The sequence below is a fragment of the Wolbachia endosymbiont (group A) of Nomada flava genome (assembly GCF_964027055.1).
Classification (GTDB): domain Bacteria; phylum Pseudomonadota; class Alphaproteobacteria; order Rickettsiales; family Anaplasmataceae; genus Wolbachia; species Wolbachia pipientis.
On the sequence record NZ_OZ034725.1, the window covers coordinates 388,527 to 401,343 of the forward strand.

General features: G+C 34.4%; 17 protein-coding genes. 8 read left to right on the forward strand and 9 right to left on the reverse strand.

Going from position 1 to position 12,817, the window contains the following annotated elements:
- Window positions 1-16 precede the first annotated feature (16 nt).
- Window positions 17-310, reverse strand: coding sequence for a transposase (locus tag AAGD70_RS02030; protein WP_065095232.1), 294 nt, complete (start codon window positions 308-310; stop codon window positions 17-19).
- A 154-nt stretch (window positions 311-464) separates the two neighbouring features.
- Between AAGD70_RS02030 and AAGD70_RS02035 the strand changes: the two genes are divergently transcribed.
- Both AAGD70_RS02035 and AAGD70_RS02040 read left to right on the forward strand, forming a co-directional pair.
- Window positions 465-998: a hypothetical protein gene (locus AAGD70_RS02035; RefSeq protein ID WP_245611050.1), complete on the forward strand. Its 534-nt coding sequence runs from the start codon at window positions 465-467 to the stop codon at window positions 996-998.
- A gap of 7 nt (window positions 999-1,005) precedes the next feature.
- Window positions 1,006-2,019, forward strand: coding sequence for an Mrp/NBP35 family ATP-binding protein (locus tag AAGD70_RS02040; protein ID WP_065094974.1), 1,014 nt, complete (start codon window positions 1,006-1,008; stop codon window positions 2,017-2,019).
- Window positions 2,020-2,093: 74 nt separating this feature from the next.
- Here the strand turns inward: AAGD70_RS02040 and AAGD70_RS02045 are convergent, their stop codons facing one another.
- On the reverse strand, window positions 2,094-2,723 hold the full coding sequence (locus AAGD70_RS02045; protein ID WP_065094973.1) for a hypothetical protein: 630 nt from the start codon (window positions 2,721-2,723) through the stop codon (window positions 2,094-2,096).
- Window positions 2,724-3,291: 568 nt separating this feature from the next.
- On the opposite strand from AAGD70_RS02045, the gene ubiH reads away from it, so the two are divergent.
- The 3 genes from ubiH (at window position 3,292) to AAGD70_RS02060 (ending at window position 5,845) form a co-directional block, all read left to right on the forward strand.
- Entirely contained in the window at window positions 3,292-4,440 is a 1,149-nt protein-coding gene (gene ubiH, locus AAGD70_RS02050; RefSeq protein ID WP_065094972.1) for a 2-octaprenyl-6-methoxyphenyl hydroxylase, read from the forward strand.
- A 380-nt stretch (window positions 4,441-4,820) separates the two neighbouring features.
- Entirely contained in the window at window positions 4,821-4,961 is a 141-nt protein-coding gene (locus AAGD70_RS02055) for a hypothetical protein (RefSeq protein WP_007548293.1), read from the forward strand.
- On the forward strand, window positions 4,958-5,845 hold the full coding sequence (locus AAGD70_RS02060) for an IS481 family transposase (protein ID WP_245611733.1): 888 nt from the start codon (window positions 4,958-4,960) through the stop codon (window positions 5,843-5,845). The genes AAGD70_RS02055 and AAGD70_RS02060 overlap by 4 nt, the downstream gene beginning before the upstream one ends.
- A 2-nt stretch (window positions 5,846-5,847) precedes the next feature.
- Here the strand turns inward: AAGD70_RS02060 and pth are convergent, their stop codons facing one another.
- On the reverse strand, window positions 5,848-6,396 hold the full coding sequence (pth, locus tag AAGD70_RS02065) for an aminoacyl-tRNA hydrolase (RefSeq protein WP_065094970.1): 549 nt from the start codon (window positions 6,394-6,396) through the stop codon (window positions 5,848-5,850).
- On the reverse strand, window positions 6,396-7,007 hold the full coding sequence (locus AAGD70_RS02070; RefSeq protein WP_010962412.1) for a 50S ribosomal protein L25/general stress protein Ctc: 612 nt from the start codon (window positions 7,005-7,007) through the stop codon (window positions 6,396-6,398). The genes pth and AAGD70_RS02070 overlap by 1 nt, the downstream gene beginning before the upstream one ends.
- Window positions 7,008-7,152: 145 nt before the next feature.
- Here AAGD70_RS02070 and AAGD70_RS02075 point away from each other — a divergent pair, with 145 nt between their 5' ends.
- On the forward strand, window positions 7,153-7,452 hold the full coding sequence (locus AAGD70_RS02075; protein ID WP_065094969.1) for an NADH dehydrogenase ubiquinone Fe-S protein 4: 300 nt from the start codon (window positions 7,153-7,155) through the stop codon (window positions 7,450-7,452).
- Between the two features lie 51 nt (window positions 7,453-7,503).
- On the opposite strand, the gene AAGD70_RS02080 is transcribed toward AAGD70_RS02075, so the two are convergent.
- Window positions 7,504-7,809: a hypothetical protein gene (locus AAGD70_RS02080; protein ID WP_065094968.1), complete on the reverse strand. Its 306-nt coding sequence runs from the start codon at window positions 7,807-7,809 to the stop codon at window positions 7,504-7,506.
- Window positions 7,806-8,687, reverse strand: a complete 882-nt coding sequence (rsmH, locus tag AAGD70_RS02085; protein WP_065094967.1) for a 16S rRNA (cytosine(1402)-N(4))-methyltransferase RsmH — start codon at window positions 8,685-8,687, stop codon at window positions 7,806-7,808. Before rsmH ends, AAGD70_RS02080 begins: the two co-directional genes overlap by 4 nt.
- A 218-nt stretch (window positions 8,688-8,905) precedes the next feature.
- Here rsmH and AAGD70_RS02090 point away from each other — a divergent pair, with 218 nt between their 5' ends.
- Entirely contained in the window at window positions 8,906-10,147 is a 1,242-nt protein-coding gene (locus AAGD70_RS02090; protein WP_065094966.1) for an MFS transporter, read from the forward strand.
- A gap of 19 nt (window positions 10,148-10,166) precedes the next feature.
- On the opposite strand, the gene map is transcribed toward AAGD70_RS02090, so the two are convergent.
- Together map and AAGD70_RS02100 are read right to left on the reverse strand one after the other, a co-directional pair.
- Window positions 10,167-10,949, reverse strand: a complete 783-nt coding sequence (gene map / locus AAGD70_RS02095) for a type I methionyl aminopeptidase (RefSeq protein ID WP_082941408.1) — start codon at window positions 10,947-10,949, stop codon at window positions 10,167-10,169.
- Window positions 10,950-11,099: 150 nt separating this feature from the next.
- Window positions 11,100-11,354 carry a hypothetical protein gene (locus tag AAGD70_RS02100; protein ID WP_265040193.1) on the reverse strand — a complete coding sequence of 85 codons (255 nt, stop codon included), beginning with the start codon at window positions 11,352-11,354 and terminating at the stop codon, window positions 11,100-11,102.
- 16 nt (window positions 11,355-11,370) lie between these two features.
- On the opposite strand from AAGD70_RS02100, the gene AAGD70_RS02105 reads away from it, so the two are divergent.
- Window positions 11,371-11,742, forward strand: coding sequence for a phage tail protein (locus AAGD70_RS02105; protein ID WP_065095214.1), 372 nt, complete (start codon window positions 11,371-11,373; stop codon window positions 11,740-11,742).
- Between the two features lie 23 nt (window positions 11,743-11,765).
- Here AAGD70_RS02105 and AAGD70_RS02110 read toward each other — a convergent pair whose 3' ends face one another.
- On the reverse strand, window positions 11,766-12,779 hold the full coding sequence (locus AAGD70_RS02110; RefSeq protein ID WP_065095215.1) for an IS110 family transposase: 1,014 nt from the start codon (window positions 12,777-12,779) through the stop codon (window positions 11,766-11,768).
- Window positions 12,780-12,817 lie beyond the last annotated feature (38 nt).

Here is a 12,817-nt window from a genome sequence, read left to right on the forward strand (position 1 = left end):
TTTATAAAAAAATATTTTACTCTTTTTGACTGGCAAAATATCCCAGGGCTTTTTTTAAAATGTCTCTTTCTCTTGTTACTTTTGCTAACTCTTTCTGTAAATCAAATCTCTCTTTGTCATAAGGTGCTACATCTGGAAATGCATTTGCCGCTGACTTTTTTTCGTTATATTTCTTCATCCATTTTCCTAATACACTATCCCTTATTCCTAGATCTCTTGCTACTTTTGCAACTGGTTGACCTACCTTTCTTTGTTCATTTGCCAGCTTAACAGCTTCCAATTTGAATTCTGCTGTATATTCTCTTACCATTTCTAATCCTCCAAAATTTTATTTTACCCAAAAAAACTCTTTTCTTTCTCTCCACTTTTTCTGGGTAAGGTCAGTCTTTAGGCACCCAAACAAAGGGAAATGCTGGATAAAAAGAAAATACTTTAAAAAGTATAATAACGATAACTGGCGTTTTATGACAAGTAACAAGATACATCTTATTATACACAGTGATCATGATATTAAACGACATATCAAAGTGCAAAAAACCAGATCTCCATATGATGGTGATTGGGTATATTGGGGTAAACGTCTGAGAAAAATACCAGATAAGCCATTAAGAGTAATAAAACTATTGAAGTTACAACAAAGTAAATGTGATAATTGTAGACTATGGTTTAAAAGTGATGATACAATAGAAATACATCACAAAGACCGGAATAGACGAAACAATATGATCAAAAACTTATCTTTGTTACATGGACATTGTCACGATGAATTAGACAGGTTTAGCTGGAATGAAAAAGATTTAGTAGCTTACGAAGAAAGAATAATGGATCTGCGGAAAGAAGAAGGCATCCTCGCTCAAAAACTTGATGAGGGAAAGATTGAAGGAAAGATTGAAGTAGCAAAAAACCTACTTAAGGCTGACATCTCTATTGATATTATCTCTCAGACAACCGGCCTTCCTCAAGCTGAGATTAAACGACTTCAGGAAGAAATCACTTAAAAGGCTAATGATCAACGAAGAAATTGTAAGAGAGAGCTTAAAAAAAGTCGTAGAACAAGAAAGTGGTAAAACTCTTGGTATAATATCCTCAATCATTATTAAAGGTGGGGACGTTGGTTTTGCGCTTGAAGTTGCCGGTAACACGCAAGCAAATGAAGAATTAAGAAGAAATTGTGAGCAAGCTGTTAAAGCTATACCGGGGGTGACAAAAGTGACCGTGGTTGCTACTTGTCAAAAACAAACTGGGCAACAAAAAGCTAAATTACATATCGAAGGAGTGAAAAATATAATCGTTGTGGCCTCTGGTAAAGGCGGTGTGGGCAAGTCCACAGTTGCGCTAAATCTTGCTCTCTCATTAGCAAAGTTAAAACACAAAGTTGCGCTGGTTGATGCAGATATATATGGTCCTTCAATTCCTAAAATGCTTGGCGCTGAAAAATTAAAGCCAAAAATACAGGATAGTAAAGCAATGCCTATAGAAAAGTATGGACTGCATACTATTTCAATTGGCTATTTTATCGATAAAGATCGTGCAGCAATATGGCGCGGACCTATGATTACAAAAGCACTTTATAATCTGCTAATGGGAACAAAATGGTCCGATATAGAGTATTTGATAGTTGATACACCACCTGGAACTGGCGATGTGCATTTAAGTCTTATGGAAAATTTTAACTTAACTGGGGCGATAATAGTTTCAACTCCACAGGAGCTCTCTTTAATCGATGCTCGCAAAATTTATGATATGTTTACAAAGCTCAGCGTACCGGTTATTGGCATTGTAGAAAATATGAGTTATTTCATTCAAAGCGGCTCAAAAATATACATATTTGGAAAAGACGGTGCAAAAAAAATGTCTGAGGAGCTGGGCATCAAACTTCTAGGCAGAGTTCCTCTAGATCCACAAATATGCCATGCTTCTGATTGCGGAAATCCTTTAATGTTAAGTGAGGATTTGGCAAAAATTTATAAAGATATTGCTTTGGAAACAGTAAAACATTGTATAGCTGTAAAATTCTAAAAAAAACACAGCTTTACGCAAAGAGACTTTAAGAATTCGTCTGTCCTCTTTACTATAAAATAGATATTCGTCTATCAAATATTATCTTCAACTTGAATATATTTAAAGATGTTTTGTGTATCATCTAAAAAGTTATTCTTTATATTAGTTAATTCCGATTGTTTTTGGGATAGATTATCTTTTATTGTTCTATCAAAACAATCAAGATCTCTGCACTTTAATTGAGAATCCATGTCTCCATTTTCATACAAACCTCGTATAATGTCATAATATGCTCGAGTTTCATCAGTTTCTGGTTGTTGCTTTTCTCTGAATATTGCCTTTAATTTCGAATCTATGTCTAATTCTCTTTTTATAGCTTCAACAGCATTTTCATGATACTTTTCATAATCTTCAAAACTCTTTAATATTTTGTCTTTTGCTTTATCTTGTAGCATTTTTAGCAAATCTTTAGCATGAGATTTTTCAATTTTTTGCTTCCAGTCATCATACGTATATTCTGAGTTACCATGTTTTGTATCTTGACACTCGCCTCCTACATTAAATATTTCTTCGTTGTAGATTTTATCACCCTGGTAAAAGTGATCGCTTATATTGATTTTATCATTAGTTAAAGTTTGTTTGATTGCTGCTTTGTTTTCTCCAAGTTCTTCTCTGTACTTACTAATGCAATTTAACATTTTTGCTTTGCAATCTGTAGTCATAAACTAATACCTTTAATAAAATAAGATCTATCTTAGCATGAAGTAATTAACATTTTATTACAGAAGTTTACTTTTAGGTGTTCTCAAGATGATATAGCTAAAGTGGCTTAGGTTTACCGACAATTTGAAAAACCGTCATTCCGCTACTAGTTAGCGGAATCTATACAGCGCACAACTGTACGAACGTTGTAGTTTGGGCCACCAGTGGGCAGTACCCAGACACTGGGATCCAGGAATTTTATTAAGTTGGTAAGCATAAAAGTAGCTGTTTTATGTTAAAATACAACATTTTGATGATTATGAAAAAGCTGGATCCCAGTGTCAAGCACTGGGATGACATCATAGAGGCACTGGAATAACATCATCCTTTTTTCTGAATTCCAGTGTCAGCTACTTTCATGACATCGTTTACTATGTGCCACATTGCAATGTTCGTACAGCTATGGAATGAATCGCGGTATGACGTAGGGAAACCTTTCTTGGGTTAGCTATAGGTCTTTGTCTATAAAGTTTGTTTAAACTATTTTCAAAACAGATAAAATATAATTTTACAATTAGCGTAAATAAAATGAATTATGATGTAATCATTTCAGGTGGTGGGTTACTTGGTCTTATTACTGCCATTGGCCTCAGTTGTGACTCTGTGTCTGTAGCTGTGATTGAAAAAAATAGTCTACCACGTGTAGTAGATGATAATCGAGCATTTGCTATTTCTCAAGGCTCGAAAAAAATATTGGAAAAGTTAGGGATTTGGCAGTTTGTGGAAAGTGAAGCTGAGCCAATACTTGATATATGCATATTAGATGCGGTTACTGTGCATTACAATCATAAAATGGTTAGCGAAGAGCCAATGGGTTATGTTATCAACAATGCTACTATATGGAATGCAATCAACAATAATTTTCTAAATAAACTGAATATATACTTTCCACATTCCTATAAAACAATTGCTTGTGATTCAGGATATGTGGAAGTGATTCTTGATAATAACCAGGAATTAATATCATCGCTACTTATCTGTGCTGAAGGCAAAAACTCTAAATTACCAGAGTTATTTTCTATACCGACAGTGAAATTTGACTATAAACAAAGTAGCATAGTATTTAATGTAAAGCATGAACTGCATCACCAAAACTTAGCTGTGGAGCGTTTTTTCCCTGGCGGTCCATTTGCAATTCTACCGATGAAGGGTGGCTATACTTCTTCGATAGTTTGGACAGAAAAATCTGAAATTTCAAAAATGCTAATGGATCTGTCTGAAGAAGAATTTATTATAGAGCTTAAAAAAAGATTTGGTTCTTATTTAGGAGAGATAAAATTAGAGGGTGAAAGAAAACTTTATCCTTTAAGTTTTGCTTTCGCAAAAAAGTTATATAAGGGTAGAGTTTTGCTTATCGGCGATGCAGCACATTCAATTCATCCAGTTGCAGGTCAAGGGCTTAATCTTGGAATTAGAGATGTAGAAAGTGTTATAAAGCACGTAGTTGCTGCAAAAGCGGCTGGTACTGATGTTGGCAGTAGTTATTTATTAAAGAAAATTTCACGTAACAGATACTTTGATAATTTTACAATGGCGCTTGCAACTGATGGATTAAATAGGATGTTTTCCAACAGAATATTCTGCGCTAAAGCACTAAGAAATCTTGGCTTGATTGCAGTTGAAAATTCAAATTTCCTCAAAAAACGCTTCATTCGGCATGCTATGGGATTTATATAAATCACTATTTTATAGCTAATGCAAGTCAGGTTTCCCATGTCATACCGCCGCGGTATCTTGGCCGCTAACACGTAGCGGGATGACGAATGTATCTGTTCAGCAGTTGTGTTAAAAGTCAATAGAAAAATTGATGTAGCTGTGGATAAGTACTTTTATCTGTATAAACGTGCTTATCCACAGCTATGCTGGCTCTTAGATAGAAACAGACAGAGAGTTATATTCCTCAGTAAAAACCCTGTCATCTCTGACTAAAGAGTTAGCAAGAATAAGCAATTTCCTCATGGCAGCAGTGGAAGCAATTTTATATGGCTTTTTATATTGACTATATAATCTAGTAAAGAAAGGTTTGATATAGGAATTAGGGGGGGAGGGGGGGATGTATGGTCCCAGAGTGTGATGGTATGATAAAATATGAGAAAACAATACCATCAAAGGAGGAATTATGGGACAAATATTACATGGGTGCGCCAAAACAACAGAGACAATTCGTAGAGCAATACAAAATAGTAAAGAGAGCATAGCAAAACTCTCCAGGTACTATAACCTTAATCCAAAAACTATCATTAAATGGAGAAAACGGTCTTTTGCCAAAGACGCTGATATGGGTCCGAAGCATGCAAGATCAACTGTTTTAACTTTAGAAGAGGAGGCTGTAATTGTTGCATTTCGTAAGCATACTCTATTGCCATTAGATGATTGTCTCTACGCTTTGCAAACCTCAATCCCACACTTGACTCGCTCTAGTCTACATCGTTGCTTACAGAGGCACAGCATTAGCAGACTACCAGATGTTGATGGCGAAGTTAAACCAAAAAAGAAATTCAAACAATATCCTATAGGCTATTTCCATATTGATATTGCAGAAGTCAGAACAGAAGAAGGAAAGTTATATTTGTTTGTTGCAATAGATAGAACATCCAAATTTACGTATGTTGAGTTGCATAAAAGTGCTACAAAACCTATAGCTGCTGAGTTTCTACGTAATTTGATTAAAATTTTACCATATAAAATCCACACTATTTTGACAGATAACAGTATACAATTTACCAACCAAAAACGCCATAAATACGCTTTTCAACATATATTTGATAGAGCTTGTGAAGAAAATGACATTGAACACCGTCTAACAAAAGTTAGCCATCCTTGGACAAATGGGCAAGTTGAGCGTATGAACAAAACTTTAAAGAATGCCACTGTTAAGAAGTATTACTATCAGTCTCACCAGCAACTCAAAGAGCATCTTTATGACTTTGTTATGGCCTACAATTATGCTAAAAGACTCAAAACTCTTAAGGGTCTTACACCTTTTGAGTTTATATCTTTACAGTGGACAAAATCTCCTGAATTGTTCATACTAAATCCACACCATCACACTCTGGGACCATACACTCCCTGTGTTTCGTAATATTATACAATCAAATTGATAAAAGCTGTATTATCTCCTTGCAGCATTAAGTGTATATTTTTTGCTATTTTTTCCACTAAGGGAGTAACATTATCAAAATTTGAAAATTTTGATAACACATAATCTGCTAAGCTTCTTTGATCTTCAGGTCTACCCACTCCAAATCTCAAGCGCCAATAATCGTTGCCAATAAAACTATCTATGGATTTAAGTCCATTATGTCCAGCAGAGCTACCACCTTTCTTTATTTTTATTCTTCCAAGTTCCAAATCAGCGTCATCGTGTATGACAACAATATTATCTAGCGATAATTTGTAAAAATTTCGTATTTTTGCAACAGGGATGCCTGAATTATTCATAAATGAATAAGGCTTTATTAACATGATTTTATTATCATTAATTATGCCAGAGGTTATTAGATAATCGGCTTTTTTAGAGAACGACTGGAAATTCCAATATTTGCAAATTGTATCAACTACGATGAAGCCGATATTATGATAAGTTAACTCATATTGACCACCAGGGTTACCAAGCCCAACTATCAGGTGCACTATTCCTCTGTTTCTGCTTGAGGTTCTTCAACGTCACTATCGGCAGCAGAAATTGTAACAATGGTAAAATTTTCTTCTTCATGAGCTACAAACTTAACACCTTCTGGTAATTTTACATCATTGATATGTATAGATTGGCCAATCATTTTACCGGATAAATCAACTTCTATAACCTGAGGTATTTTATCAGGAGAGCATTTAACAGCAATAGAACGACACAAAACATTAAGCACTCCACCTAATTTGATTCCTGGAGCTTTACTTTCATTCACAAATGATAGAGGTATGTCTATTTTAATTTCGCTGCCTTTATCAACAAACTGAAAATCAACATGTTGCACAGTATCCTTTACTACATGCAATTGGATATCGCGAACAAGAGCATATTCCTTTTTGCCCGAAATATTCAGCTCTATCAAATGTGCAGAAAGAGAGCCTGACTTATATTGCTTTGTGAATTCCTTTGCAGACAATGTCAAATTTACATTATCATGGCCCTTTCCATATATGATTCCAGGGATGTTTCCTTTCTTCCTTAGAGAATGCATCGCTTTTGTTTTTGTTATATCACGTAACTCTGCATTAATTGTTACTATTTCCTGTTGCGTCATCGGTTACTCCTATTCAGCTAATCCTTTTAATATAATTTAATAATAATATAACATAAAAATATTTATTTCAAACTTCATTCTTTCATACTAATTGTTTGTGAAAGGATTTATTTAGATACATATTTAAGCTTATTTAACAAGAACTATGGGCATTGACGATAAAGTAGTTTTTAGGATTTATAGACCAACAAGAACTGCAACACAATCTGGTTTAGGTAATACAAATTTCTGGCACCTGAAAATTGAATCTGGCTCTTACTACATTGAACCTTTAATGGGGTGGGTTGGCTCAAAAGATCCAAAAAAACAGATTGTATTAAAGTTTGATTCTCTTGAAAAAGCAGTATTCTACGCAAAAAAACGCAATGTTAAATACATAATTGAAATGCCAAAAAATGTTAAGAGGCTGCCAAAATCTTACGCAAGCAATTTCATACTAAAGTAAGGTTTATTGTGGTGTGCTTGTCTGTAAAAGGTAAGGCTTAATATAACCAATTTAATTCTGGGTTTTAAGTTGTGCTAGCACACTGCGGCCATTTAAAGAGTCAAGATTTTTAACCTGGCTAGCCAGTATTAAAGAGTTATTTTTCAGGTATTTCTTTACAAGACTTGCAAGTCTTTTTGGATTATTCAAATAGCTCCATTCTGCTTGTAAAACTTTTATATCACTTTGTACTAAACTAATTTCACTTTTTATTTTTATTAGCTCTCTATTTAACGACTGAACATGTAATTTTACCTTAAATAGTCCTACAATGCTAAGAAAAAACACAACTATTGAGATGATGCAGAAAGTTCTCACGACAACCTCTGTATAGCTCTTAGTTTTGCTGAGCGTGAACGCGGATTTGCACTTACTTCTTCTATACTTGCTTCGATCACTTTTTTATTTAGAAGAGAGAATGTCTTGCAATCAGTAGCACATAAATCTTTAAAAAAAGTTTTGACTATACGATCTTCTAAGGAATGAAAGGTGACGACAATTAATTTGCCATTCTCACTTAAAATCTCAGATGCAGCTTTAATGCCCTTTTCAAGTTCTCCCAGCTCATCGTTTACCCATATTCTGATTGCCTGAAATGTTCTGGTTGCAGGATCAATTTTGCTTTTTCCACGAAATACCACGGAACGTACAATATTCGCAAGCTCAAATGTAGTTTTGATATTTTTCTTCTTCCGTGCATTTACTATTGCTCTTGCAATTTTGCGAGAATGATGCTCTCCTCCATAGTTATATATAGTATTTGCAATTTCTTCTTCGCGTAAAGCGTTAACAAACGTTGAAGCGTTTATATAAGAAGAGTTATCCATACTCATATCGAGTGGACCATCATGTAAAAATGAGAACCCTCTATCTCCGTTATCAAGCTGCATAGATGAAACTCCGATGTCAAAAACTATTCCATCGATACCTTCAATATTGTTGCTATCTAATAAATTTTTAATATTACTAAACTTCTCAATAAATAGTTTTATTCTATCGGGATATTTAACGCTTAAATCATCATAAAACTTAGTTACCGTTTCATCTCTATCAATTGCATATACTTTGCAATCAGCTGACTCCAATATTGCTTTGCTATACCCTCCAGCTCCAAATGTGGCGTCCACGTATATGCCACCATCCTGCGGTGATAGTAGTGATAGCATCTCTTTTAACAAAACTGGAGTGTGTGTCATATCAAAAAATTTAAGTACAGTTGGTGTAGATATCCTACTCTACTCTACTCTTCACATCAATTTTATTTATGTACATAGATTTTCTTGCCAAAATATGGTATCTTATCGGAATATATGAGCAATAATATTAAAATTAAGGTTTAATATTGTTAATATAATATTCACATAACGTTCACATTTTTTTTCATATATAAGATCAAACAGGCTATAGGGAAATTATGCAGCAAATAACAAAAGTAATATTTTCAAGTTTGATTTGTAACACTTTATTGTGGTATGACCACATGCTTTTTGGCCACTTAATAAACATAATAGGTGGTGTGTTTTTTCCATCGGATGATCAACTAACCAGCGTATTGAAGGCTTTTGGAGTGTTTGCAGTGGGTTTCTTAATGAGACCAGTCGGTGCTGCTATATTTGGTCACATTGGTGATAAACATGGCAGAAGAGTTGCCTTATTGCTCTCGATTATATTAATGACTTTATCAACCGTATTAATTGCTTTTGTTCCAGGTTATCAAAGCATTGGAATACTAGCGTCAATGCTGGTAGTGTGTTTAAGATTATTGCAGGGTATATCTCTTGGAGGAGAAGCAGGAAATGCACCATTTTTAATAGAACATGCTCCTAAAAACAAAAAAGGATTTTTTGGCAGCATTGAAGTATTAAGCGCAATTTTTGGTTCAGTATTAAGCCTGATAGCGGTACTCATATGCAAAAAAGTATCTGATTTTGAATCTTGGGGGTGGAGATTACCTTTCATTTTCAGTTTAGCAATGGGATTAACTAGCATATATATGAGATATATACTTGATGAAAGCCCAGAGTATAAAAGACAGAAAAATCCGTCTAAATTGCCACTAAAAGAGTTATTAAACAATTACAAAAAGCCTGTTCTAATATCAATAGGTATTGACTTGGTTGAAAATGCGTCTCTCTATATATATTTGGTATTTTTCAATGTGCTTACGAATAAAATATTAACAGTAAATACTCATTTTAATCATATAGTGGAAATACTGAGTCAAATTGCGCTCGGAGGATTGACAATATTATTTGCTATACTTTCTGATAAGATAGGAAGAGAAAAAGTTATGAAGTTTGCATTTATAACTTTTGTAATAGTAAGTTATCCAGTTTTTTCAATGTTATGTACTGGCGATTACTTGCTCACTTTTATGGCACACATTCTTTTTATAATTCCAATAGCTGCATCGCTTGGTCCTGTCAGTGCACTTATGTGCGAATTATTTCCAACAAAGGTTCGATACAGCGGATTTGGTTTATCAAGAAATATAGCTGCTGGATTTTTTGGTGGCCTTGCACCATTTATATGCACAACAATTATCAAGGTTACAGGACAAGAGACTTCAGCTAGTTTTTACATGATTTTCTGTGCATTAATTGGGCTAGTTGCTATATCGCAAACTAAGGGTGAGCTTTCTTCAAGATCCAAATAGTTGCAGAGTTCAAAAAAATCTAATTATATGGCGGGAAGTGCCAATTTTTAGGTGATAATGTGAATATTTCAGCACCATCTTTAGTTACTCCGAGCGTATGTTCAAATTGAGCAGAAAGTGAAAGATCGCGTGTTGTCACTGTCCAGTCATCAAGTTTACTGAGCAGAGTCTCATGTTTTCCAGCATTAATCATTGGCTCTATTGTAAAAAACATACCTTCCTTCAAGACAAGATTTTCATCTTGATCATAGAAATGCACTACATTTGGTGGAGCATGAAAGACTTTTCCTATACCATGTCCGCAGTAGCTGCGTACGATAGAATATCCAAAATCTCTAATATATTTCTCTATAGCGAGCCCTATTTCATTTAACTTATTGCCGGGTTTAACTTGTTTAATTGCTTCCATCAATGCATGATAAGTAGCGTCACACAAACGTTTTGCTTTTATTGATGGCTTGCCAACCCAAAACATGCGACTTGTATCACCATGCCAGCTATTTAAAATCACCGTAACGTCAATATTCAAAATATCTCCATCTTTAAGCGGTTTATCATCAGGAACACCATGGCACACAACTGCATTTTTTGAAGTGCAAATTGATTTTGGATACCCCCTATAGTTTAGTGGTGCTGGAATTGCACCTGCATTAATTATAAAGTCATGGCATAGATCATTTAACTCATTGGTTGTCACCCCTACCTTTACGCATGGTGCAATGAAATCAAGAGTTTCAGCAGCAAGCCTGCCAGCCTTGCGCATAAATTCAAAATCTTCTTGTGAGTGTATAGTTATGTTCATATTTTCCATGTCTTATTGTAATTGGTACGCTTACTCGCAAGTACATAAACATAATAATTTTACATATTATAAAAATAAGCCCTATGGATCCTAGTGTCAAGTCATTTATATGACAAGTGGTCAAGCAAGAAGTCTATTTAATAATCTGAACTATACAACTACTATCTCAGGATAATCTGAAGATTTTTTGTGATAGTAATCGATGCTCTTAGGATTCACCTCAATATAAGTATTGTAGATACGATTCTCAAAACCACCTCTCTCTTGTTTTTTAGAGATACGCTTTTCTTCAATTTGTTCTATTGATAGTCCACTTTCTTTGCCTAATGCATGTATGACCTCAAGTAAATCGGCTAACTCTTCAAGGTTTTCATCTGAGGTTTTAGATACCGTCTTGTAAGTCAACGAGAAAAATATAAAAATGTTATCTTTTGGTCCATATAAGTTTGTTCCAACAAGTTTAAAGTATAACAAAAAGAATCGCTGGAGCGTAATTGAATGTATTGATGTAATGCCGTCACTTCAAAACATAGGACAAGGAGTAGAAAATATAGAGCTAGAAATAACCATTTACCTTAATAGTCTTAAGGGGCTAAATCAACTAAAGAATATGAAAGAAGCTGAAAAAGATCAGATCCCACACACTTTAGTAGATAGTTTAGGTAATTTTTTAGGACAGTTTGTGATTACACAATTAGAGGAAAGACAGATATCTTTTTTTCCTGGTGGGCTGCCGAAAAAAGTTGAATTTAGTTTAAGTTTAAAGAGTTATAGTGGTACACATATTCACTAACCAACTACATTCAATTTTTGATTTTAAACTTCAGTCAACCTCCTAGTTCTATAGTTCTTGATATGATCTGGATCAAAGGCCTTTTTTGAACTTAAAACACCAAAAACTACATGAAGTAACTTACGCATTGCAGCTCCCACAATTGCCATATTATGCTTGCCTTTCTCTTTTAACCTCTCGCAATAAATCACAATAATAGGGTTGTGATTTTTAGCTACTATAGCGGGAAAATATATTGCCTTACGCAATGTTCGTGAACCTGATTTACTTAATCTGGGCTTGGCATATACAGATGATCCTGATGTTATATTTCGTGGTATAGTTCCAGCATATGCTGCCAATTGTCTGGCATTTATAAAAGCTTTTATGTCAGGAATTTCAGCTAAAATAGCTATTGCTGATTCCTCTCCTATTCCTGGAATAGTCAATAAGAGTTGAAAGTTTTCCAACAACTCTTTGTGCTGTTTTAATAGTTCACGTATGGAGTTTTTTATTGTTTCTATTGATTGTTCTATGTTCACTGCAAGGTTTTCCCAAGCATTTGCAACTTCTTCAGGCAGTCTCTCCTTCTTTTCTAAATGATTATTTACGAATGTTAATCCATCTTTTAATGCAGCTGAGCAACGATAAAGATGCTTTAATTTTTTCTTTTCAGAAGAAGGTGGTGTCCAGCGAGTTGGTTCCTGTCTTTGGCAATAATCTGCAATAATCTCTGCATCAATCTGGTCATTCTTTTGTCGTACAAGCTTACTCCTTGCATAAGACTTAATACAATAAGGATTTACAACACTAACAAAATGTCCAGCATTGTGTAGAAATTCAGCCAGAGCTTCACTATAACAACCAGTAGCTTCCATGCAGGCTTTTACTTGTTCTATATTATGTTTTTGTAGAAAGCTCAGCAGACCTTGAAACCCATGATCATCGTTCTTAAAGCTCCTTTTCCTAGTTTCACGTTTTCCTTTTTTACTTATAAATGAGAGAAAAATATCAAAGCGATCTTTTGATATGTCTATACCTAAAAAGTTGTTGATCATATATAACCTCATACGTTACCATTTAAAATGAAAAGTAA

Bases quoted from the DNA above. Each gene is read 5' to 3' on its own strand.
- AAGD70_RS02030 (WP_065095232.1), bottom strand. From the start codon at position 310: ATGGTAAGAGAATATACAGCAGAATTCAAATTGGAAGCTGTTAAGCTG.
- AAGD70_RS02035 (WP_245611050.1), top strand. From the start codon at position 465: ATGACAAGTAACAAGATACATCTTATTATACACAGTGATCATGATATT.
- AAGD70_RS02040 (WP_065094974.1), top strand. From the start codon at position 1,006: ATGATCAACGAAGAAATTGTAAGAGAGAGCTTAAAAAAAGTCGTAGAA.
- AAGD70_RS02045 (WP_065094973.1), bottom strand. From the start codon at position 2,723: ATGACTACAGATTGCAAAGCAAAAATGTTAAATTGCATTAGTAAGTAC.
- ubiH (WP_065094972.1), top strand. From the start codon at position 3,292: ATGAATTATGATGTAATCATTTCAGGTGGTGGGTTACTTGGTCTTATT.
- AAGD70_RS02055 (WP_007548293.1), top strand. From the start codon at position 4,821: ATGGTCCCAGAGTGTGATGGTATGATAAAATATGAGAAAACAATACCA.
- AAGD70_RS02070 (WP_010962412.1), bottom strand. From the start codon at position 7,007: ATGACGCAACAGGAAATAGTAACAATTAATGCAGAGTTACGTGATATA.
- AAGD70_RS02075 (WP_065094969.1), top strand. From the start codon at position 7,153: ATGGGCATTGACGATAAAGTAGTTTTTAGGATTTATAGACCAACAAGA.
- rsmH (WP_065094967.1), bottom strand. From the start codon at position 8,687: ATGACACACACTCCAGTTTTGTTAAAAGAGATGCTATCACTACTATCA.
- AAGD70_RS02090 (WP_065094966.1), top strand. From the start codon at position 8,906: ATGCAGCAAATAACAAAAGTAATATTTTCAAGTTTGATTTGTAACACT.
- map (WP_082941408.1), bottom strand. From the start codon at position 10,949: ATGAACATAACTATACACTCACAAGAAGATTTTGAATTTATGCGCAAG.
- AAGD70_RS02105 (WP_065095214.1), top strand. From the start codon at position 11,371: ATGTTATCTTTTGGTCCATATAAGTTTGTTCCAACAAGTTTAAAGTAT.
- AAGD70_RS02110 (WP_065095215.1), bottom strand. From the start codon at position 12,779: ATGATCAACAACTTTTTAGGTATAGACATATCAAAAGATCGCTTTGAT.